Origin of the sequence: Variovorax sp. V93 (assembly GCF_041154485.1) — a bacterium.
Classification (GTDB): domain Bacteria; phylum Pseudomonadota; class Gammaproteobacteria; order Burkholderiales; family Burkholderiaceae_C; genus Variovorax; species Variovorax beijingensis_A.
In genome coordinates this window covers 2,727,485-2,747,264 of sequence record NZ_AP028669.1, presented here as the reverse complement: position 1 = coordinate 2,747,264, position 19,780 = coordinate 2,727,485, and the positions used below count along the sequence as shown (strand labels likewise).

20 protein-coding genes are annotated in these 19,780 nt (G+C 67.5%); 8 read left to right on the top strand and 12 right to left on the bottom strand.

Annotated features, from left to right (window positions below):
- From ccoG to ACAM54_RS12990, 5 genes are read left to right on the top strand one after another with little or no spacing between them, the layout of a single operon-like run.
- Entirely contained in the window at nt 1–1,464 is a 1,464-nt protein-coding gene (gene ccoG / locus ACAM54_RS13010; RefSeq protein ID WP_369647835.1) for a cytochrome c oxidase accessory protein CcoG, read from the top strand.
- Nucleotides 1,465–1,477: 13 nt separating this feature from the next.
- Complete coding sequence (locus tag ACAM54_RS13005) at nt 1,478–1,771, top strand: FixH family protein (RefSeq protein WP_145747344.1); 294 nt, start codon at nt 1,478–1,480, stop codon at nt 1,769–1,771.
- A complete protein-coding gene (locus ACAM54_RS13000) occupies nt 1,768–2,019 on the top strand; it encodes a hypothetical protein (protein ID WP_369647834.1) in 252 nt (83 codons plus the stop codon). Before ACAM54_RS13005 ends, ACAM54_RS13000 begins: the two co-directional genes overlap by 4 nt.
- On the top strand, nt 2,016–3,428 hold the full coding sequence (hemN, locus tag ACAM54_RS12995) for an oxygen-independent coproporphyrinogen III oxidase (RefSeq protein ID WP_369647833.1): 1,413 nt from the start codon (nt 2,016–2,018) through the stop codon (nt 3,426–3,428). Before ACAM54_RS13000 ends, hemN begins: the two co-directional genes overlap by 4 nt.
- Nucleotides 3,429–3,437: 9 nt before the next feature.
- Nucleotides 3,438–4,148, top strand: coding sequence for a sulfite exporter TauE/SafE family protein (locus tag ACAM54_RS12990; RefSeq protein WP_369647832.1), 711 nt, complete (start codon nt 3,438–3,440; stop codon nt 4,146–4,148).
- Nucleotides 4,149–4,179: 31 nt separating this feature from the next.
- Here ACAM54_RS12990 and ACAM54_RS12985 read toward each other — a convergent pair whose 3' ends face one another.
- Nucleotides 4,180–6,531: a phosphoketolase gene (locus ACAM54_RS12985; protein WP_369647831.1), complete on the bottom strand. Its 2,352-nt coding sequence runs from the start codon at nt 6,529–6,531 to the stop codon at nt 4,180–4,182.
- The gene (locus ACAM54_RS12980) at nt 6,524–6,937 is read right to left on the bottom strand and encodes a BON domain-containing protein (protein ID WP_369647830.1); all 414 of its coding nucleotides are present in this window, start codon (nt 6,935–6,937) and stop codon (nt 6,524–6,526) included. The genes ACAM54_RS12985 and ACAM54_RS12980 overlap by 8 nt, the downstream gene beginning before the upstream one ends.
- A gap of 122 nt (nt 6,938–7,059) precedes the next feature.
- On the opposite strand from ACAM54_RS12980, the gene ACAM54_RS12975 reads away from it, so the two are divergent.
- Both ACAM54_RS12975 and ACAM54_RS12970 read left to right on the top strand, forming a co-directional pair.
- The gene (locus ACAM54_RS12975; protein ID WP_369647829.1) at nt 7,060–8,247 is read left to right on the top strand and encodes a fatty acid desaturase; all 1,188 of its coding nucleotides are present in this window, start codon (nt 7,060–7,062) and stop codon (nt 8,245–8,247) included.
- Between the two features lie 49 nt (nt 8,248–8,296).
- On the top strand, nt 8,297–8,518 hold the full coding sequence (locus tag ACAM54_RS12970; RefSeq protein WP_145747338.1) for a hypothetical protein: 222 nt from the start codon (nt 8,297–8,299) through the stop codon (nt 8,516–8,518).
- A gap of 23 nt (nt 8,519–8,541) precedes the next feature.
- Here the strand turns inward: ACAM54_RS12970 and ACAM54_RS12965 are convergent, their stop codons facing one another.
- Nucleotides 8,542–9,051: a universal stress protein gene (locus ACAM54_RS12965; RefSeq protein ID WP_369647828.1), complete on the bottom strand. Its 510-nt coding sequence runs from the start codon at nt 9,049–9,051 to the stop codon at nt 8,542–8,544.
- Nucleotides 9,052–9,241: 190 nt separating this feature from the next.
- On the opposite strand from ACAM54_RS12965, the gene ACAM54_RS12960 reads away from it, so the two are divergent.
- Entirely contained in the window at nt 9,242–9,826 is a 585-nt protein-coding gene (locus ACAM54_RS12960; RefSeq protein ID WP_369647827.1) for a hemerythrin domain-containing protein, read from the top strand.
- Here ACAM54_RS12960 and ACAM54_RS12955 read toward each other — a convergent pair.
- From ACAM54_RS12955 to ACAM54_RS12915, 9 genes are all read right to left on the bottom strand, one after another.
- Nucleotides 9,823–10,677 (bottom strand): L,D-transpeptidase, encoded by an 855-nt coding sequence (locus ACAM54_RS12955; RefSeq protein WP_369647826.1) that lies wholly within the window; start codon nt 10,675–10,677, stop codon nt 9,823–9,825. The genes ACAM54_RS12960 and ACAM54_RS12955 overlap by 4 nt on opposite strands.
- 95 nt (nt 10,678–10,772) lie before the next feature.
- Nucleotides 10,773–12,164 (bottom strand): DUF5666 domain-containing protein, encoded by a 1,392-nt coding sequence (locus ACAM54_RS12950; RefSeq protein ID WP_369647825.1) that lies wholly within the window; start codon nt 12,162–12,164, stop codon nt 10,773–10,775.
- Nucleotides 12,161–13,003: a DUF6502 family protein gene (locus tag ACAM54_RS12945; RefSeq protein WP_192323896.1), complete on the bottom strand. Its 843-nt coding sequence runs from the start codon at nt 13,001–13,003 to the stop codon at nt 12,161–12,163. Before ACAM54_RS12945 ends, ACAM54_RS12950 begins: the two co-directional genes overlap by 4 nt.
- Nucleotides 13,004–13,123: 120 nt before the next feature.
- Nucleotides 13,124–13,639, bottom strand: a complete 516-nt coding sequence (locus ACAM54_RS12940; RefSeq protein ID WP_192323898.1) for a GspH/FimT family protein — start codon at nt 13,637–13,639, stop codon at nt 13,124–13,126.
- 14 nt (nt 13,640–13,653) lie between these two features.
- Nucleotides 13,654–16,755, bottom strand: coding sequence for a pilus assembly protein (locus ACAM54_RS12935; RefSeq protein ID WP_369647824.1), 3,102 nt, complete (start codon nt 16,753–16,755; stop codon nt 13,654–13,656).
- A 46-nt stretch (nt 16,756–16,801) separates the two neighbouring features.
- A complete protein-coding gene (locus ACAM54_RS12930; RefSeq protein WP_145747330.1) occupies nt 16,802–17,356 on the bottom strand; it encodes a hypothetical protein in 555 nt (184 codons plus the stop codon).
- A 2-nt stretch (nt 17,357–17,358) separates the two neighbouring features.
- Entirely contained in the window at nt 17,359–18,531 is a 1,173-nt protein-coding gene (locus tag ACAM54_RS12925; protein WP_369650932.1) for a PilW family protein, read from the bottom strand.
- Entirely contained in the window at nt 18,528–19,127 is a 600-nt protein-coding gene (locus tag ACAM54_RS12920) for a prepilin-type N-terminal cleavage/methylation domain-containing protein (protein ID WP_369650931.1), read from the bottom strand. The genes ACAM54_RS12925 and ACAM54_RS12920 overlap by 4 nt, the downstream gene beginning before the upstream one ends.
- Nucleotides 19,121–19,537 carry a type IV pilin protein gene (locus tag ACAM54_RS12915; protein WP_369650930.1) on the bottom strand — a complete coding sequence of 139 codons (417 nt, stop codon included), beginning with the start codon at nt 19,535–19,537 and terminating at the stop codon, nt 19,121–19,123. The genes ACAM54_RS12920 and ACAM54_RS12915 overlap by 7 nt, the downstream gene beginning before the upstream one ends.
- Nucleotides 19,538–19,780 lie beyond the last annotated feature (243 nt).

Below are 19,780 nucleotides of genomic sequence, written 5' to 3'. Positions count from 1 at the left end.
ATGGACTCATCCGCCCCCGTTTCCTCCTCTGCATCGACACCGGCCAGCCCCGGCGCGCGCAAGACCATTCCCATCGTTCCGGTCGAGAGTGACTCGGTGGGCCTGTACGAGGCCTCGAAGAAGATCTATCCGCGCACCGTGCGCGGCATGTTCGCGCGCTGGCGCTGGGCGATGGTCTTTCTGACCCAGCTGGTGTTCTACGGCCTGCCGTGGGCCGAGTGGGGCGAGCGGCAGCTGGTGCTGTTCGACCTGGCTGCACGCCGCTTCTACATCTTCGGGCTGGTGCTGTATCCGCAGGACCTGATCTACCTTTCGGGACTGCTGGTGGTCAGCGCGCTGGCGCTCTTCCTCTTCACCGCGGTGGCCGGGCGGCTGTGGTGCGGCTATGCCTGCCCGCAGACCGTCTACACCGAGATCTTCATGTGGGTGGAGCACAGGATCGAAGGCAACCGCACGGCGCGCATGCGGCTGGACGCCGAATCGATGTCACTCGAGAAGTTGGTGAAGAAATGGTTCAAGCACCTGGTGTGGATCGGCATCGCGCTGTGGACCGGCTTCACCTTCGTGGGCTACTTCACGCCGATCCGCGACCTGGGGCTGGCCTTCCTGCAGACCCGCATGGGTTCGTGGGAAGTGTTCTGGGTCTTCTTCTACGGCTTCGCGACCTATGGCAATGCCGGTTTCATGCGCGAGCAGGTCTGCAAGTACATGTGCCCCTATGCACGCTTCCAGAGCGCCATGTTCGACCGCGACACGCTCATCGTCACCTACGATCCGGAGCGCGGCGAGCCGCGTGCGCCCCGGCGCAAAGGCGTCGACCCGCACAGCATGGCGCTCGGCGACTGCATCGACTGCGGGCTCTGCGTGCAGGTGTGCCCGACGGGCATCGACATCCGCAAGGGGCTGCAGTACGAGTGCATCGGCTGCGGCCTGTGCGTGGACGCCTGCGACACCGTGATGCAGAAGATGGCCTATGCGCCGCGGCTGATCCGCTACGACACGCAGAACGGCATGGAGGCCGGATGGACGCGCGGCCAGCTGCTGCGCCGCGTGCTGCGCCCGCGCGTGCTGGTCTACACCGCGATCCTGGCGCTGCTGGTCATCGGGCTGCTCGCGAGCCTCGTCACGCGCATGCCGCTGAAGGTGGACGTGGTGCGCGACCGCGCATCGCTGGCCCGCATCGTCGAGGACGGCCGGCTCGAGAACGTCTACCGGCTGCAGATCATGAACGCCACCGAGGAGGCGCGCGATTACCGCATTGCCGCCCACGGCCTCGAGGGCCTGACCGTCTCGCCGGGCGAACCGGTCACGATCGGTGCGGCGCAGTCGCGCTGGGTCGCGGTGCGGCTGCAGGTGCCCTACGGCGTGGTGCCCGCGGGTTCGCACACGGTGCATTTCGACATCCGGGACGAGCGCAGCGGTGTCCAGGTGTCGGAAAAAGCGGCCTTTCTAGTGCCGCGCTGAAGGAGCCGAGACGATGAACGCAACGACAACAAGCCCGCCGCCGGCCCCACGCGACGCGTGGTGGCGGCATCCGCTGCTCTGGATGGTGATCGCCGGCCCCGCGCTGGTGGTGGTCGCGAGCTTCGTGACCCTCTGGTACGCCTGGGACAGCCCCGACCCGCTGGTGTCCGAGGACTACTACCGCCGCGGCGTCGAGATCAACAAGACCCTGGCGGACAAGGCATTGATGCCCGCGGTCAACGGCCGCAACCATGCGGCGACGCCGGCCGAGGCCGTGCCGGGACCGCGCCGCGGGGCCGCGCCATGAGCGGGCCGCGCCAGCTGATCGGCATCCTGTGGCCCGCGTTCCTGCTGGCCTGCGCCATCGAAATCCTGGTCTTCGCGATGGTCGATCCTTCCGACCTGCACTGGGGCGGCGAGGCGCTGCGGATGTCGCGCCAGGGCGTCTACACCGTGGCCTTCTTCGTTTTTTGGGGCATGGCGGCGGCTTCGAGCGCGTTCACCGCGCTGCTGGCCATGCCGCCGTCCCGCGACCCTGCCGAGCCCGCGCAATGACACAGCCCTGCACCGCCTCCATCGAGGCGCCCCTTGCCGCCCCCTTGTCCGCCGCCGTGCTGCGGCAGTTCGACGTCGCCGGCCCGCGCTACACCTCGTATCCCACGGCCGACCGGTTCATCGAGGCCTTTGGCGCGGACGAGTACGCGGCGGCGCTGCGCGAGCGGCGCGATGCGGGCGCTTCGGCGCCGCCGCTGTCGCTCTATGTGCACATTCCGTTCTGCGAATCGCTGTGCTACTACTGCGCATGCAACAAGGTGGTGACGCGGCACCGCGAGCGGGCCACCCAGTACCTGGCCTACCTGGCGCGCGAGACCCGGCTGCAGGCCGCGCAGCTCGGCCGCCGCGCCGCCGTGAGCCAGCTGCACCTGGGCGGCGGCACGCCCACCTTCCTGAGCGACGCGCAGCTCGGTGAACTCCTGGCCATGCTGCGCGAATCCTTCGACTTCATAGCCGGCGGCGAATGGTCCATCGAGATCGATCCGCGCACCGTCGATGCCGCACGGCTCGCCAGCCTGGCGGCGCTGGGCTTCAACCGGCTGAGCTTCGGCGTGCAGGACTTCGACCCCGAGGTGCAGAAGGCCGTGCACCGCATCCAGCCCGCGCACCAGGTGTTCGGCTTGATGGCCGATGCGCGCGCGCTGGGCTTCAAGTCGATCAATGCCGACCTGATCTACGGGCTGCCGCGCCAGAACGACGCCTCCTTCGAGCGCACGATGGCCCAGGTCTGCGAGCTTCGGCCCGACCGCATCGCGCTCTATGCCTATGCGCACCTGCCCGAGCGCTTCAAGCCGCAGCGGCGCATTGCCGCGGAGGAGCTGCCCGACGCCGCGGCGCGGGTGCGGATGCTCTCCAGCGCCATTGCCACGCTCAGCGATGCCGGCTACGTCTACATCGGCATGGACCACTTCGCGCTGCCGGACGATCCGCTCGCGGTGGCCAAGCGGCAGGGGCGGCTGCAGCGCGACTTCCAGGGCTACAGCACGCAGCCGGAGGGCGACCTGGTGGCGCTCGGTGTTTCCGCCATCGGGCGCATCGGCGCCACCTACAGCCAGAACGCCAAGACGCTGGACAGCTACTACGACCTGCTCGACCAGGGCCGCCTGCCCGTGGTCCGCGGCCTTGCGCTGTCGCGCGACGACGTGCTGCGGCGCGCGGTCATCATGGCGGTGATGTGCAGGGGGCGGGTGGTGTTCGACGCCATCGGCGAGGCGCACCGCATCGACTTCCGGCACTACTTCGCGGCCGAGTTCGCGGCGCTCGGGCCGCTCGCGGCCCAGGGGCTGGTGCGGGTCAGCGATCACGACATCGAGGTCACGGCGCAGGGCTGGTTCGTGGTGCGCGCCATTGCCATGGTGTTCGATCGCTACTGCCGCGAGAACCGCACCCGCTTTTCGCGCGTGGTCTGAGGTCCGGGCATGCAGACCGCATTGGCCGGCGCCGCCTTGCTGATGGGCCTCGCAGGCGGCCCGCACTGCGTGGCCATGTGCGGCGCGGCCTCGGCGGCGGTGATCCGCATCGTGCCGGTCGCCGTGCCGGCGGGCGCCCGCACCGGCGGTGGCGCTGCGTTCGCGGCCCCGGCGGCCTTTCACCTGGGCCGCATCGCGAGCTACGCCGCGGCAGGCGCCATTGCAGCCGCAAGCGCGGACAGCCTGGCCCAGGCCAGCACGCAGATCGCCGCCCTCAGGCCGCTCTGGATGCTGCTGCACGTGTTCGTGTTTGCGTGGGGTGCCATGCTGGCCGTCGCGGGCCGGCAGCCAGTGTGGGCGCAGCGCATCGGCCGCACGCTCGAAGCGCGCCTTCGGCCGCTTGCCGGAGGCACGCCGCTGGGCGTGCTGGCGGCGGGCGCGCTCTGGGTGGCCATGCCTTGCGGGCTGCTCTATTCGGCGCTGTTGCTGGCCAGCCTGGGCAATGGCCCGCTGCAGGGCGGCCTGGCGATGGTGCTGTTCGCCATGGGCAGCGGCATCTCCCTGGTGCTGGCGCCGTGGCTGTGGCAGCGGTTGCGGTGGAGCGGCTCCGGGCGGCCCCAGGCCTGGGGCGCGCGTCTTGCCGGCGTCTTGCTGGCGGCCGTGGCGCTGCAGGCGCTCTGGTCGGATCTCGGCCATCGGATCGCGGACTGGTGCCGCTGAGCGGCGCGCGCCGGGTCCTGCCGCCGCGTGCTCAGTTCGCCCAGCGCCAGTCCTCTATCTCCGGCATGTCCTTGCCGTGAACGGTGATGTAGGCGCGGTGCTCCAGCAGCTTGTCGCGCAGATGCTGCTGTACATGGCCCGCGCTGTTGCGAAAGCGCTCGACCCGTGCGATGGCGTCGCTGGCCAGGTGGAACCGGTCCAGCCGGTTGAGCACGGTCATGTCGAAGGGCGTGGTGGTGGTGCCTTCCTCGCAATAGCCGTGGACATGGAAGCTGTCGTGGTTGGTGCGCTTGTAGGTGAGCCGGTGGACCAGCGAGGGATAGCCGTGGAACGCGAAGATCACCGGGCGGTCGGTGGTGAAGACGGCGTTGAACTCCGCGTCGGGCAGCCCGTGCGGATGCGCATCTGGCGATTGCAGCGCCATCAGGTCGACCACGTTCACCACGCGCACCTTCAGTTCGGGCAGCATCCTGCGCAGCAGGTCGACCGCGGCCAGCGTCTCGAGCGTGGGCACGTCGCCGGCGCAGGCCATCACCACGTCCGGCGCGGCGTCTTCGTCGTTGCTGGCCCAGGTCCAGATGCCCAGGCCCACGGTGCAATGGCGCACCGCGGATTCGATGTCCAGCCACTGCGGGCCCGGCTGCTTGCCCGCGACGATCACGTTCACGTAGTTGCGGCTGCGCAGGCAATGGTCGACCACCGACAGCAGCGTGTTGGCGTCGGGCGGCAGGTACACGCGCACCACCTCGGCCTTCTTGTTCACCACGTGGTCGAGAAAGCCCGGGTCCTGGTGGCTGAAGCCGTTGTGGTCCTGCCGCCAGACATGGCTGGTGAGCAGGTAGTTGAGCGAGGCGATCGGGCGCCGCCAGCCGATGCCGCGCGCCACCTTGAGCCACTTGGCGTGCTGGTTGAACATCGAATCGACGATGTGGATGAAGGCCTCGTAGCACGAGAAGAAGCCATGGCGTCCGGTGAGCAGGTAGCCTTCGAGCCAGCCCTGGCAAAGGTGCTCGCTGAGCACCTCCATCACGCGGCCTTCGGGCGACACATGGTCGTCGCCGGCAAGGATCTCGGCGGTGGAATTCCGCGCCGTGACCTCGAACAGCGCGTCCAGGCGGTTCGACGTGGTTTCGTCCGGCCCCATGACGCGGAAGTTGCGCGCCGCCTCGTTGCGGCGCATCACATCGCGCAGGAACCGGCCGGCGATGCGCGTGGCCTCCGCATCCGCGGCGCCCGGCGCCGTGACCGTGACGGCGTGCTCGCGGAAGGGCGGCATGGCCAGGTCGCGGAGCAGCAGGCCGCCGTTGGCATGCGGATTGGCGCTCATGCGCCTCGTTCCCTTGGGCGCGAGCGCCGCGATCTCGGGACGCAGCGCGCCGGCCGCATCGAAAAGTTCTTCGGGCCGATAGCTGCGCATCCAGTCTTCGAGCAGGCCCACATGCTCCGGCTTGGCGGAAAAGCCGGTGAGCGGCACCTGGTGCGCGCGGAAGGTGCCCTCGACCGGCACGCCGTCCACCTGCCGCGGCCCGGTCCAGCCCTTGGGCGAGCGCAGCACGATCATCGGCCAGCGCGGCCGCTCGCGGAAGCCGCTCTTGCGGGCGCTGGCCTGGATGGCGTGGATATCGTCGAGCGCCTTGTCGAGCGCGGCCGCCATGAGCCGGTGCATCTGCGCGGGTTCGTGCCCGGCAACGAAATACGGCTCGTGTCCGTAGCCCCGCAGCAGCTGCGCCAGCTCTTCGTCCGGAATGCGCGCGAGCACCGTGGGGCCGGCGATCTTGTAGCCGTTCAAGTGCAGGATCGGCAGCACGGCGCCGTCGCTCTCGGGGTTCAGGAACTTGTTGGAATGCCAGCTTGCGGCCAGCGCGCCGGTTTCGGCCTCGCCGTCGCCGATCACGCAGCAGGCGAGCAGGGCGGGGTTGTCGAACACCGCGCCATAGGCGTGCAGCAGCGAATAGCCGAGTTCGCCGCCTTCATGGATCGAACCCGGCGTTTCGGGCGCCACGTGGCTCGGAATGCCGCCCGGGAACGAGAACTGCGTGAAGAGCCGCTTCATGCCTTCCGCATCCCGGCCGATGGCGGGGTAGACCTCGCTGTAGGTGCCCTCGAGATAGGTATTGGCGACCACGCCCGGGCCGCCGTGGCCGGGACCCGCAATGAAGATGGCGTCGAGTTCGCGCGCCGCGATGGCGCGGTTCATGTGCGCGTAGATGAAGTTCAGGCCCGGCGTCGTGCCCCAGTGGCCGAGCAGCCGCGGCTTGATGTGCGAAAGGCTCAGCTTCTCGCGCAGCAGCGGGTTGTCCATCAGGTAGATCTGGCCCACGGACAGGTAATTGGCCGCGCGCCACCAGGCGTCCAGCAGTGCGAAGTCGTCGTGTTCAGCCATTGTTTGCGCATTCCGCGGTGGTCAGCTGGTTGATGATCCGCTTGACGCCTTCGGCGCGGCGCACGGCGCGCTCGACGGCGCTCTTCAGATCCTCGCTGGCCAGCCGGCCCTGCAGGGTGACCACGCCGTCGGCCACGCGCACGTCGACGTCGCAACTGCACACCGCCGGGTCCCAGTTCAGCTGGGCGAAGACCTCGTGCCTGAGTTGAATATCGGGGTTCATTTCAAACCTTTCGAGGAAGAGGGGGCTTCTTGCCGCGGCGTCCGCAGCGTGATTCGCAACGCGCTCCTTGCCGACACTATCGGCGCGCACAGTTTGCACCTTGCCTGCGCGCTGCAATTCCAATGTTTTCCGCAGGTCTTTTGCGCGAAGCGGGAGCGGGCCCCGACGGTCGCGTTCTTTCACATCTCTTACGCCGGCACCGAACGCTACGATTCTTCGGCCGCGCGGCCGCGGCCGGCTTGCGCCAGATCAAGGCCCGGGCATCGGGCGCTTTGCAGAATGCCGCGGTTGTCCATGAGGTGCAAATGCAGCAGTCCGTACTCTTCTCCGGCGTCTTCGATCTTCCATGGTGGGGCGCCGTGCTCGTGGCGCTCGCGCTGACCCACGTCACCATCGCCTCGGTCACCATCTTCCTGCACCGCCACCAGGCGCATCGCGCGCTCGAGCTGCATCCCGCGGCGAGCCATTTCTTCCGCTTCTGGCTCTGGCTGACCACGGGCATGGTGACGAAGGAATGGGCCGCCGTGCACCGCAAGCACCACGCCAAGTGCGACACCCCCGAAGACCCGCACAGCCCGCAGGTGCTGGGCATCAACCGGGTGCTATGGGGCGGTGTCTTCCTCTACATCCGCGAGAGCGACAAGCCGGAAACCATCGCGCGCTACGGCCACGGCACGCCGGACGACTGGATCGAGCGCAGGCTGTATTCGCGCCACAAGATTCTCGGCATCGTGCTGATGGGCATCGTGGACATGGTGCTCTTCGGCGTGGTGCCGGGTGGGTTGATTCTTCTCGCGCAGATCGCGTGGATCCCGTTCTGGGCCGCCGGCGTGGTCAACGGCATCGGCCACTACTGGGGCTATCGCAACTGGCCAGCGCCGGACGCGAGCACGAACATCTCGCCGATCGGCATCCTGATCGGCGGGGAGGAGCTTCACAACAACCATCACGCTTTTCCCACTTCGGCCAGGCTGTCGTGCAAGTGGTACGAATTCGATGTGGGCTGGCTGTACATCCGCGCGCTGCAGGCGCTCGGCCTTGCCACCGTGAAGCATCTGGCGCCGACGCCGCGGCTTGCGGCGCCCAAGCCGGCCGTCGACCTGGAAACCGTGCAGGCGGTCATCCGGTGCCACTACGACGTGCTCTCGAGCTATGCGCGTTCCCTGAAGCAGGCCTATGCCGAAGAGTTCGGCCGGCTGCGCCGCCTGTCGCCGAGCGAGGCTCATTCGCTGCGGGCCGTGAGGCACTGGCTGGCCAAGGACGAGCGCATGCTCGATGAATCGCGGCGCATGCGGCTTGCGCTGGCTTTGCGCGGATCGCGCGCGCTCGATACGATGTACTCGATGCGCAGCGAGCTGACGGCGCTGTGGGGCCGTTCCGCCGCAACGGGCGAACAGCTTGTCAGGCAATTGCAGGACTGGTGCCAGCGCGCGGAGGCCAGCGGCATCGCGCCCCTGGCCGAATTCTCGAAGCGCCTGCGTTCCTACGCCTGACCCGGCCCGACCCGCACGATTTCGTTTCCCGACAACACAGGAGAACAGCATGGACAGCAAGCTTTCCGCGACTCCGGCATCGGCATGGACCGATGCCTACTTTCGCTCTCTGCTCGACTGGCAGGCGGCCTGCGGCGCAAGCGTGCTGCAGGCGCAGCAGATCCAGTGGGGAATGCTGGCCGCCTGGCAGCAGTCGGCCAAGGCCGTCCAGCAGGAACTGCTGGACCAGTGGACCAGCCGTTTCGGCGGCGGCGTGCCGCTTGACGGGTAGGCCGCGCAGCGCGGCCGGCCGGGTTACTGGCTCGCCAAAACGCCGCTCGGCATCGTGAAGCGCGCCGCTTCCGCCTTGGCGTGCGATTCGGGCGCGCGCACCAGCAGCACCGGAACGCTCGCGCTGCGCAGGATCTGCTCCGCGCTGCTGCCCATCACCATGCGGCCGAGGCCGCGCCGGCCGTGCGTGCCGAGCACGATCAGGTCGGCGGGCCATGAAGCCGCCTCGGCCGTGACCCGGTCCGGAACGGCCCCCCTGAAGTTGTCGCAAAGCACCGAGTCGGCCTCGACGCCTTCGGCGGCGGCCCTTGCCTTGCCTTCCTCGAGCAGCTTGGTGGCGGCTGCGCGCAACTCGTTGAGCCAGTCGCCCGTCCGGCCCGAGTAGGCGTCCATCGCCAGGGCAAAGGAGAGCTCGTCGATGACGTGGATCAGGCGCAGGCGCCCCGCGGTGACCTTGGCCAGGCGAATCGCTTCGCCCAGGCCGTGGCTGGATGTCGAACTTCCATCGACAGGAACAAGAATTCGCTGGTACATGGTGTCCTCGCTTTGCTTTGAGGTGGGTATGCGGCCAGTGTCCGGGCCGGTGCGAGGCGCGGCTTGATGCGGATCAAGCGAAAGCGTCGTCGCAGGCGAAAGGCATCGAACGGCATGCACGGCATTTGATCTGCAGCAACCCTGTGCGGGCCCGGACCCGCGATCCTCGGGTACGCACAGGAGCCATTCCATGACCCACGCCACCGTTCGCATCATTCGCCAGGAGCATGCGGCGCTCGCCGCCATGCTGCGCTCCATCATCATGCTGCTCGAACAGCACCGCCGCAAGGGAACCCCGCCCGACTTCGCGGCCTTGCGCGCCATGCTGTTCTACGTGGACGAATTCCCGGAAAAGCGGCACCACCGCAAGGAGAGCGAGCTGCTGTTCCCCAAGCTGCGCGCCCGCACGCCGATCTCGCGCGAACTGATGGACCGGCTCGACAACGACCATGCCTGGGGCGAGCGGAAGATCCGCAACGTGGAGCACGCAATGCTGGCCTTCGAGATGCTGGGCGACTCGCGGCGGGCGGCCTTCGAAAGCGCGATGGAGCAATACGTCGACTTCTACCTCAACCACATGGCGATCGAGGAGCGCGAGATCCTTCCGCTCGCCGAGAAGGTGCTGACCCCCGAGGACTGGCGCGAACTCGACGAGGCGTTCGGCCGCAACCGCGATCCGCTCACCGGCTACCGGCCGGAGCGGGAGTACGAGTCGCTCTTCACCCGCATCGTGAACATCGTGCCGGCGCCGATCGGGCTGGGCCCCACGGCCTAGGGCGCGGAGTCCGCGCCGGCGGGCGGTGTGCCGGGCTTCGGCGGCGGCGACCAGGCGGGCCGTTCGGAGCGGCCGCTGTCGACCACGATGAGATAGCGCCCAGCGCCTTCGGCCGGCGCCTGGTCCGGCGGCAGCACCCACGGTGCGCTGCCCTCGGCCTTGGCCCTGAGGTAGTCGGCATCGAGCACGCCCAGGCGGTCGAGGAAGCGGTTCAGGCTGGCCGGAATGCGGATGCAGCCCTTCGACTGCACGCTGCCCAGCCGCGGTTCGAGCCGGTCGGGATCGGTGGCATGCATCTGCAGCCGCATCGTGCTCGTGCCGCCCCGGCCCCACAGGCGCCGTGCCTGCTGCCAGCCGAAATCGAACACGCGCATTCCCTTTTCGCCATAGCCGCGAATGCCGAATTCGTTGCGCGAGCCCTCCGCGCGGAAATCGTGGTTTGTCACCGAGTGCTCGAACACGCCGAGCGGCGTCTCGAAGTATTCGAATCCGCCGGGGCGCCCGGTCGATACCGGCGCTGCACCGACCAGCACCGGCGCAGCACCGGCCGGCAGCCAGAAGACGAAGATGGCCTGGACCGAGGCGCTGCGGTCCACCAGCAGCGCGTACTGGGAGGGCTCCTCGGCAATGCCTGCGCGCTGGAGTTCATCGCGCGCGAGATGGCCGTAACGCTGCGCTTCTTCCGGCGGCGGCTCGAGGCGGCGATCGACCTGTTCCGTGAAAGCCTGGCGCAGCCGCGCCGGATCGGCCCAGCAGGTGGCAAGCGCGACTGCAAGCGCCGCAAAGACGAGCGCCCGGGCGATGCGGCGCAGCCTGGCGCCCGTGCTCTTTTGTGCTCCCGCTTCTTTCATACCTGCCAGGGCAGGCGAGCTGCGCCGGCCCTGGCAGGTTGGTACCCCGGAGGCCTGCGCGAGTTCCCGGGGTGTGCGGCCCCGGGGCGGCCTGTTCAGGGCGTCAGGAACGTGACGGTCTGCGCAGTCAGCACGCCATCCACCACCGCGTTGCCGACCACCGTGACGCGGCGGCCGTTGGCCAGGTCGGCGGCGCTGCCGTTCTCGAAGACCGTCGCGGGGCTGCTGGCGTTCACCTTCTGGCCCTTCACCACGAAACTAGAGGGCGACACGTAGTCGCCGATGGCGCCGATCAGCGTGAAGGCGACCGGCCCGCCCGTGCCGGGGATATAGCGGATGCGCAGCTTCTTCACCACCAGCACGCCGTTGGTCATGAAGCCGTCGAGTTCCACCTTGACGCCGTCGCCGATCGAACTCACCGGGCCGCCCGTGACGATGGCATTGGACGCATCGACGGCCGTGCCCAGCACCTTGAAGGCATTGAGCCCGCCGTAGTTTGTGATGACACCCGCCAGTTGCACTGCGGCGGCGTTCTGCGTTGGCACCGCGTACCAGCCCTGCACCTTGGTTGCATTGAGAGTGCCAAGCACCGGCATGGCGCTGCCGCGCACGCGGACGATGGCGCCATCGGCCAGCGTGGAGGCGTCGATGCCGCCCGAGAACGCGGCGCTGCCGTACCGGACCGTGAGCTGGCCCAGCATGAACTGTTGCCCGGTCCGGTCCAGGTTCTGCACCACGCCGGTCACCAGCGGCTCGCCCGACACCGGCTTCAGTTCGACGCGCGTGGCGCGCAAGGTGCCCGGCGCCGAGGGCAGGCCCCAGACCTGCACCACGCTGCCGATCGCGATCTGGGCCAGGCTGTTCGCTCCGCTCCAGATGGTGGCGTTGTCGATAGTGACCGTGGTGCCCATCACGGCGAAGCTGCCGGCCCCGGCATCGATGGCCGACACGGCGCCGCGCAGCTCGGCCGCCGATTCGACCTGCTGCGCCGTGGCTGCGGTGAATTCGCTGTCGATCTTGCCGGCAATGCGCACGCTCATGCCGATCTGCAGGAGTTCAGCGGGATTGGCACTGGCGCTCGTGGCGTCCTCGACGCTGAAGGCCGCGGCGTCCGTGTTGTAGCGCACGCCATTCAGGATGATGCTGCCCAGCCCGCCGACGGAGCCGATGCCGGTGGCGTCGGCGGTGCTCACGCCCGTGCCGCCCGAGCCCACGCCAGAACCGTCGTCGCTGCCGTTGCCGGCGGTGCTCGTGCCGTCGGAGCCGCCCGAGCTACCCGTGCCGCCCGTACTACTGCCGGACCCACCGGTTCCACCGCCTCCCGTGCCCGCGCCATCGCTCCCAGAGCCCGTCGCGCCGCTACCGGCGATGCCGCCCAGGCTGCCTGCCGAACCGCCACCGCCACTGCCGCCGCCCCCGCACGAGAGCAGCAAGGCCATGGCCCCGGCAAAGAGGATGCCGCGCATCCATCGGTAGTGGTTCTTCATCGTGTTCCTTTGTCCCGCTGGGCGGGGACGGGAGGCGCGCCCGGCGCCGCCTCGTCTTCATAGTAGGTATAGATCCCGACGCGCATGCGCCCCTTGGCGCCTTCGGGCGCCCGGTCGACCGCGCGGTTCATCTCGCCCGCCAGTTCCAGGTGCAGGGCCGCCCAGCGGTCGCGCACCACCTGGTGGATATTTTCGCAATCCTGCAGGCCGAGGCCGCGCGCATATACGGAGCGTTCGAGCATGCGGGGCTCTTCGCCCAGCGTGTTGGACACCGCCGCCAGCAGGTGGTCGCGGCCGTTGTCTCCAAGGAATGCCAGCATCGACTGCAGGTCATCCACCGGCACGAAGCCGTTGGCCTTGAGTTCGGCGTAGCCGTCCTGTTCGGCCACCATGTTCAGGCGCACCAGCTCGTCGAGGATGGTCCGATGGTGCACGTTGCCGCGGCTGCCGAGCCTGGCCACGGTTTCGAAGGAGGGCGCATCGTCGCCCTCGGAGGTGATCGGCAAGCGCTGGAAGGACTGGTTCTCCGACACCATCTGCAGCCACAGCGTGAAGGTCTTGGCAGCGGCGGAGATCTCGGTGTGGGGCAGGGCGTCCACGGTGTCGCGGACCTTGGCCGTCACGGCCTTGCGGTTGAGCCCGGTGGTGACCGACAGCTGGCTGATGTTGGGCTTTGCCACCCCCTGCTGGCGCCAGGAGCGCTTGGCCTCCTCGAGCAGCAGGTCGCGCAGCAGGACTTCCAGGTGCGGGTGCTTGACCCCCATCGCCAGGGCGAGCCTGACCACCGGCCGCAGGATGCGGGCGCAGGCGGCCAGTGCCCAGTCGAGCTGGTGTTCCATGAAAATGAAGCGTTTCTTCTGATGCGATTGCGGTGCGGCGGCAGGGACTGAAGGGCCCCGGGGCCACCGATCAGTGCACTATTGTCCGCGTCGCCGAGGATCGCACAAAAAAGACCTCATTCATGCGGCGCAGCTTCCTGCATCGGTCCGCGTGACCGAGGAACGGCCGGTGGCGCTGATCTTGACCAGCCGCTTCGGGGTACCCAGGGGGGTGGCCCGGCAGATCGTGAAGTTGGCCGCGGTGGCGCCGACGCCGGTGCCCTCGAAGGCGAGCGCGCTGAGGCCGCCGCTGTCGCGGATGCGGTAGCCGCTGGCGGCCGCGGGCTGCTTCTGGATCACCGTGGGCGTCGCACCGCTGCTGATGACGATCCAGCCGGCCTCCCATTGCCCGTCGGTGGCGCAGCTGGTGCCGTTGGACGAAGCGCACAGCGTGACGGGCGCGTTGCGCTTGATGGCCTCGCTGCGCGCAAGCTGGCTGCCGGCGACGAGATCGGTTGCGTAGGAATTCAGCCGGGTCGAAAGCCGTATGTAATCGAACGAGGGAACCGCCACCGACACCAGCACGATCAGCACCACGAGGGTGACCATCAGCTCGATGAGCGTGAAACCGCGGGCGCGCGTGCCGGGCATGGCCATCCCTTTTTCCTTTTTTACTTCTGGATGAACCAGTAGACCCGGCCCTTGGGCTGCTTGAAGGCGGCCTTGACCGTGGCGCCCTTCGGGCTCAGGAACGAATCGGGGTTGGCGCCGATCACCACGTCGCGGAAGGTGTCGCCCACCATCACACGGCCGACCACGGGCGAGGGCGCGAGGCCGCCCCCAACCACGTTCTGGAAGCGCGCGCCGTTCTGCCCCGTCGCGTCGAGATACGAGAGGTTGTACACGTTCGCAGTGCCCAGGTTCGCTCGGCACGACTGGGTCACGCTGGAGTCGGTCGGCGTGTGGGTGTTGAATGTCGTGGTGCCATAGGCTGTGACCGATGAAGTCACCACCTGCTCGCCGGCCGCAAGCGCGAGGTACCAGCCCTTCTTGGCCGCGAGCTCGGTCGCCGACGGCGTCGTGTTGCCCGTGATGGCGAACAGGGAGCCGTGGCACAGCACGGAGATGCCGTTGCAACGGGTGGCTTCGGTGGTGAGCCAGGTGGTATCTGATGGCTTGTCCACCAGCATGTAGAAGCGGTTGGCAACGCTGAGTGCGGCAGCGTAGGAGCGCAGCGGCTTCTCGCGGTCGCCCGAGCCCAGCAGCAGCACGTACATGCCGTTGTCCTCGACCACGTCGGGGCCGAACATGAACTTGCGGTTGGGCGTGCAGGAGGTCGCGGGGTCGTCGCACCCGAGCGAAGCGATCTTGGCCAGCTCCCAGCCGGCGGGTGCACTGGCTCCGATGGTGATCCGGTAGACGTTGCCGCCCAGGTCGGCCGCATAGGCGAACTTGGCGAGGCCGGTGCCGTCGTTCACGATGGTGACCTCGCCGCTGACTGCGCGCACGGTGTCGAAGGTCTTCAGGACGTCGCCCGTGCTCGCGTCGAGCACATAGATCTTGTTGCCCTTGGTGGCCGTGCCGCAGGCACTGGCCGCCGTGGTGGCGTCGACGTCCTCGCACTTGTCGTAGCCGCCGCCGAACATCACGATGGGCGTGCTGCCGGCGCCGTAGCCGCTGGCCTTCACGATCTTCGGCGCGGACCAGGTCTGGCCGATGCCGCTCATGCCGGTGTCGCAGTCGGTGTCGTTGTCCTGGTTGGGGCAGCCGCGGCGCCACTTGAGGCTGGGTGCCGCCGGGTTGGACACGTCAAAAGCATAGATCAGGCGGCCGCCGCGGCGCATGCTCGCATAGAGCCAGGCCGAGGTGCCTTGGCGGTAGGCTGCCATCGGGCCGTCCATGCCGTAGGGCTTGGGTGCGGTGGCGCCCACGCTGACGGGCACGCCGGGGAAATTGATGCGCGTCGTGTTGTCGTAGAGCCGCTTGATGCTGCCATAGAACTCCGGCGGCACGAAGGACCATAGCTCGCTGCCAGGCGCCGCCGATCCGATCGAACCGGCCTGGTTGCCGTTGACTGCGCGCAGTACGCCGTCGTTGGCACCGTAGAACACCACCACCTGTGGCGCTGCGTCGGTGCCGTAGTTGATCGCCACCGGCCGCGAATGCACCACGTCGCCGTGCACCGAGGGGCGCATGGCGGTGGTGGAGGTCGTGAATTTTCCGGCGGTGTCTTTCGTCTCGTCGCCCCTGTTGTTCAGGCCGCGAAGCCAGTTGATGAGCGCAGTTCGCTCGGTGGTGGTCTGTACGCCCAGGGCCGTCGACGTGATATCCGCCGTGTTACCGTCAACGAAGTTTGTCAGGGCCGTGCAGGCGCCCGGCGTACAGGTCTTGACGTTGCGGTCGGCGGTGAGCACCTGCCGCAGCATGTAGCCCTGCGCGCCTTTTTCGACCACGTTGCCGTCGGGAGTGTCCGAAGCTGCAAGTCCGCTGACGGGCAGGTTGGTGATCGGGTCGGTGCGTATGCAGTCGCCGGAAGGATTGAAACTCCAATAGTCGTTGAGCTGGGTCGGAGTCCAGAAACTTCGTGCGCACGGCGTGATGAAGCCGGTTTCCTTGTTGACAGCATCAACGCTGTCCGCGTCCTGCAGGACCAGTTGCTTGGTCTGGGCGTCCACCCCGAGCTTGTACTGCTTGAGATTGCCGTTCCAGCGGGGATAGGCGGAATCGTCAGGGCGGAACATGCCGACGAACACCTGGTTCAGGTAGGTTCCCTGTGTATTCACGCTCACGGGCAGGCTCACCGACGAGAACACGCTGTTGACGGACTGGATCTTGCTGAAGATGTCGTCGAAGGCGCCAGCCAGCGCTGTGCCCAGATTGGCCTCCGCATGGACGTCGTAGTACCCGCCTTCACTGACCTTGGCCATGCTCTGGAGCAAGGCGGTCCAGCCCGGTCCCTGGCCTCCCGTGGCCGTGGCCGCTTCGATGGTGTAGACGTTGACGCCCATGCTGGTCTTCAGGAACCTGGCCCATTCGTCGGCCATGTTGTCCTGCGAGCCGCTCGGGTTCAGCGTGATTGTGCTCGTGTCGCCCCCGGCGGTGCGCAATGCATTGAGGGAAATCGTGGTGTCGCTGCTGTTGTCCTGCGCGGCCCCGTTGCTGATGTAGATGACATAGGTTCTGGCGCAATTGGCGGTGCTCGGACCGAGATAGGTGCTGCTGTTGATTGCTGCCAGAGGGTTGCCAGGCAACGCGTAGATCGCCTTGGATGCAGCGGTTCCGAAGACATTGCCCGCGTAGTCGGCCTTTGCCTTGTTGTTGCCGCCCAAGGGCGCGCCGCTGCTCAGGTAGCGGTACACCTCCGCCATCATCTTGCCGGCCTTGCCGCCATTGGATTTGTCGTCATTCACATTGAAGCTGCGAATCAGCGCGCCGTAATTGAGCTTGTTGGCATCGTTCAGAAGGCGCACGCCCGCGCGCAGGTAGGCGCCGTCGATGTTCGAGTTGCCTCCGCCCGTTTCACTGAACATCATCACGCCCACCCTGAACTTGCTCGTGGGCAGGCTCTCGAAGGCACTGGCCAGCGCGTTCATCTCGGCGGCAAATAGCGGCGTCCAGTTGGCCGTGTTGTCCACCACGAACAGCACGTTCGGCGCGGATGTCGTGGTCTGGTTGTAGCCGACGAACAGATCGATGTCTTCCGCCTGGGCCGAGCCCAGGCCGAGCATCAGCATCGCAGTGGCGCAAAGCGATCGGAAGAAGTTCTTTTTCATGGTGGCGATCCGTTCATCGTCGTGATCATTCGGGGGAGGCGCTTTGCTAGGAGCACAGCGCCAGGAACTGTTCCTTGCTCAGCAACGCGCGCACGCCCTGGCGAACCGAAGTGACCGTGCCGCTGGCGGCATCCGTCACGCTGGTGCTGATGTCCCACACCGAGTTGTATTGGTCGGGCACGGCGTTGAGCCCCGAGCCGGTAGTGGATGCCCCGCCGCCGATGCCGCCAGGCCCGACGGCGCCGCCGCCGCCGGTGCCGGTCGACTTGGTGGCGCGCACGCAGGTGGGTGGTGCAATCTGCACCCGATAGTCGATCGTGCCGTCGTTGTTGATGTCCACCAGGCTCACGGTGCCCTGGGGCGCCGTAAGCGAAGGCGAGCCATCGACGCCCGGCAGCAGCAGCGAGGCGGCCACTTCCTCGATCGCCCGGTTCGAAGCGGCCACGGCCTCGTTGCGGTTCTGCATGTTGCCCACCGACTTGAGGTTGGTGTTGCTGAGCGTGAACCCCGCCGTCACAGCCAGCGTGATCAGAAGCAGCATGATCAGCCCGACGATCAGTGCCGCGCCGGCCTGCCGGCGCACGGAATGTGTCGATGGCATCTTCACGGCGTTTCCCTGCGGCCTGTCACATTGGTCATGCGGATCGCGGTGGTGAACGCATGCCGCTTGTAATGGTCGTTGAAGGGGCCGAGCGTTCCGCTTCCCAGGTTGTAGGTGCGCGTGTCCGTGTGGCCCGGCGAAATCTCCAGGCTGCGGGCGACCACGTAGAGCTTGACTGCCGCCACGTTGATCAGCTGGTCGGCCGTGCAGGGCGAGGCCGTGCTGCAGTGCACGAAGTCGCCGTCGGGGCTTCCGTCGCCGCGATTGGTGGGCGTGGACCTATTGGCCGAGTCGGCCCAGTTGATGGCCTGGGCGTAGTTCACCAGCGCGCCGGTCTTGCTCGCGGTGTCCAGGCCCAGTTCCACGCGGAAGCCTTCGATGCCCTCGATCAGCGGCACCGGCGGCTGCTGCGCCAGGCCGGTGGCTGAGAGGTCGAAGCGCGAGCGCGCCAAGGTCGGAATACCATCGCCCACGGTCTCGGCGTAGGTGCGCACGTAGTAGATGTCGGAGATGAACTTCCGCTTGGGCGCCGGCGCGGTGCAGTTCTTGGCCAGCATGGTGGCGAAGCCGGCCGTGCTGAGGTCGAAGTCAGAAGGCTTCTGCGTGCCGCAGAACGACGACTGGAAGTACAGCTTGCCGAGCGTGTCGGCTTCGCAGTTCGGTGCGCCCGGCAGGCAGGTCTCGGCATGGCGCACCACCAGCACGTCGGTGCCGGCCTTCTGGTTCGCGAGCAGCGTCGCGCAAGAGGCTGGCACCGCGTCATAGGCCTGCACGGGCATGTCGAGCAGGCTGCGCTTGTAGTCGTCGGTCCAGTTGGCCGCCGTGTAGGCCAGGCACGGATCGGGCGCCGTGCCCGTGGGCACTTTCTGGGGCACCGTGGTGACCGTGAGGTCGTCGAACTCGGGCATGTAGTTTTCCCAGAAGCCGGCGTGCGAGATCTCGTTCTCCAGCACGAAGATGCTGAGGCGGCCGCTCTCCATCTGGCGATTGACCCTGACCATTTCGCGCTGGGTGTTGTTCACGTTGAGGAACAGCGCAAGCAGCGCAGCCACGACGATCAGCATGATGGTGATCGCCACCATCAGCTCGATCAGCGTCAGCCCCCGCTGGCGCAGCGAGACGCGCGCAAGCCGGGCAGGGCGCTGAACCGCGGTCGCGAAGCAGGCCCGGCTCATGAGAGATTCCCGATGCGCACCAGCGTCGTCACGGTCCTGCGGCACCTGTCGCTGGAACAGGCAAGCGCCGGTTCGCTGGCCGAGGCCGGGGCGGCCGCGTCGTACATGTCCTTGCCGCAGGGCACGCCCTCGGGCGGCGCGGCAGTAGGCACGAGGCCTTGCCAGGCGACCGTGATCAGGTACTCGTTGTTGCCCAGGTCCTGCACGCAGCCGCGGCCGCCGATCATCGCGCCGAGCTTGGTGCCGCTCGACGTTTCGGCCGCGCCCTGCAGGCTGTTACACCACTCCTTCACGTCGACTTGCAAGCGCGTGGCGGTGGCTGTCGGGCAAGTGGCTCCCGCGCCCAGCGGCGCGGTCGTGACGTAGCTGGAGGCCATGCGGCGGTTGGTCTCGATGCGGCTGGCCATGTCGTTGAGCAGGATCAGCGCCTGCGAGCGCTGGTAGGACTCCATCTCCGACGACTGGAGCCGCGCCTGCAGGCCCACGAGCCCGAAAAGCCCGAACGAGACGATCAGCAGCGTGACCAGCACCTCGAGCAGCGTGGCACCGCGCTGGGCGCGTGCGTGGGATGCGGCGGGTGAGCGGCGCTTCACCATTTGCCCGCCGGCGTCTTGACGCCCTGGTTGTCGAGGGTGAGGTCGCCATCTCCCCTCTGGCTTCCCGTGGACGTAGGACTGAAGGTCAGGAGAAAGCTGGGCACCGCTGTGCTGGCGTCCTGCAGCGTGATGGTGTAGCCGTAGTTGGCCGCAACCTCCGCGGGCAGCGTGTAGCCGCTGGTCGTGAGGGCGTCCTTGGTGGCGTAGCTGCGGTTGGCCAGCAGGAACTGCTGCTGGCGATTGGCGATGTCCATCATCTGCGCCTGCGCCGCCGAGCGCTTGGACCGGATGATGTATTGCTGATAGCTGGGATACGCGATGGACGCCAGGATGGCAATGACCGCCACCGTGATCATCAATTCGATCAATGTGAAGCCATTGCGTTTGCGCGGGAACGAGTGCTTTTTCATTCAGCTGGCCATCAATGTTTCACGATGTTATTTATGTGAATTTATCACATACAAATGTGAATAGTGGGCATTCGATGCTGATCCATTCGAGCGCCGCCGACAAGGTGTTGCGCCTTTAACGAAACACTTCAGCAACATTCAACAATGCAACGGCGGTGCCGGGGCGAGGAAGCTTCCGACTAAGGGACGCTGGCCTCGTCCTACGTGCGGGACCGGGGTACCTCCCAGAATGGGTTCGTACCA

Excerpts from the sequence above, each read along its gene's own strand:
- ccoG (WP_369647835.1), top strand. The coding sequence starts at position 1 with ATGGACTCATCCGCCCCCGTTTCCTCCTCTGCATCGACACCGGCCAGC.
- ACAM54_RS13005 (WP_145747344.1), top strand. The coding sequence starts at position 1,478 with ATGAACGCAACGACAACAAGCCCGCCGCCGGCCCCACGCGACGCGTGG.
- ACAM54_RS13000 (WP_369647834.1), top strand. The coding sequence starts at position 1,768 with ATGAGCGGGCCGCGCCAGCTGATCGGCATCCTGTGGCCCGCGTTCCTG.
- hemN (WP_369647833.1), top strand. The coding sequence starts at position 2,016 with ATGACACAGCCCTGCACCGCCTCCATCGAGGCGCCCCTTGCCGCCCCC.
- ACAM54_RS12990 (WP_369647832.1), top strand. The coding sequence starts at position 3,438 with ATGCAGACCGCATTGGCCGGCGCCGCCTTGCTGATGGGCCTCGCAGGC.
- ACAM54_RS12985 (WP_369647831.1), bottom strand. The coding sequence starts at position 6,531 with ATGGCTGAACACGACGACTTCGCACTGCTGGACGCCTGGTGGCGCGCG.
- ACAM54_RS12975 (WP_369647829.1), top strand. The coding sequence starts at position 7,060 with ATGCAGCAGTCCGTACTCTTCTCCGGCGTCTTCGATCTTCCATGGTGG.
- ACAM54_RS12970 (WP_145747338.1), top strand. The coding sequence starts at position 8,297 with ATGGACAGCAAGCTTTCCGCGACTCCGGCATCGGCATGGACCGATGCC.
- ACAM54_RS12965 (WP_369647828.1), bottom strand. The coding sequence starts at position 9,051 with ATGTACCAGCGAATTCTTGTTCCTGTCGATGGAAGTTCGACATCCAGC.
- ACAM54_RS12960 (WP_369647827.1), top strand. The coding sequence starts at position 9,242 with ATGACCCACGCCACCGTTCGCATCATTCGCCAGGAGCATGCGGCGCTC.
- ACAM54_RS12955 (WP_369647826.1), bottom strand. The coding sequence starts at position 10,677 with ATGAAAGAAGCGGGAGCACAAAAGAGCACGGGCGCCAGGCTGCGCCGC.
- ACAM54_RS12950 (WP_369647825.1), bottom strand. The coding sequence starts at position 12,164 with ATGAAGAACCACTACCGATGGATGCGCGGCATCCTCTTTGCCGGGGCC.
- ACAM54_RS12945 (WP_192323896.1), bottom strand. The coding sequence starts at position 13,003 with ATGGAACACCAGCTCGACTGGGCACTGGCCGCCTGCGCCCGCATCCTG.
- ACAM54_RS12940 (WP_192323898.1), bottom strand. The coding sequence starts at position 13,639 with ATGGCCATGCCCGGCACGCGCGCCCGCGGTTTCACGCTCATCGAGCTG.
- ACAM54_RS12935 (WP_369647824.1), bottom strand. The coding sequence starts at position 16,755 with ATGAAAAAGAACTTCTTCCGATCGCTTTGCGCCACTGCGATGCTGATG.
- ACAM54_RS12930 (WP_145747330.1), bottom strand. The coding sequence starts at position 17,356 with ATGCCATCGACACATTCCGTGCGCCGGCAGGCCGGCGCGGCACTGATC.
- ACAM54_RS12925 (WP_369650932.1), bottom strand. The coding sequence starts at position 18,531 with ATGAGCCGGGCCTGCTTCGCGACCGCGGTTCAGCGCCCTGCCCGGCTT.
- ACAM54_RS12920 (WP_369650931.1), bottom strand. The coding sequence starts at position 19,127 with ATGGTGAAGCGCCGCTCACCCGCCGCATCCCACGCACGCGCCCAGCGC.
- ACAM54_RS12915 (WP_369650930.1), bottom strand. The coding sequence starts at position 19,537 with ATGAAAAAGCACTCGTTCCCGCGCAAACGCAATGGCTTCACATTGATC.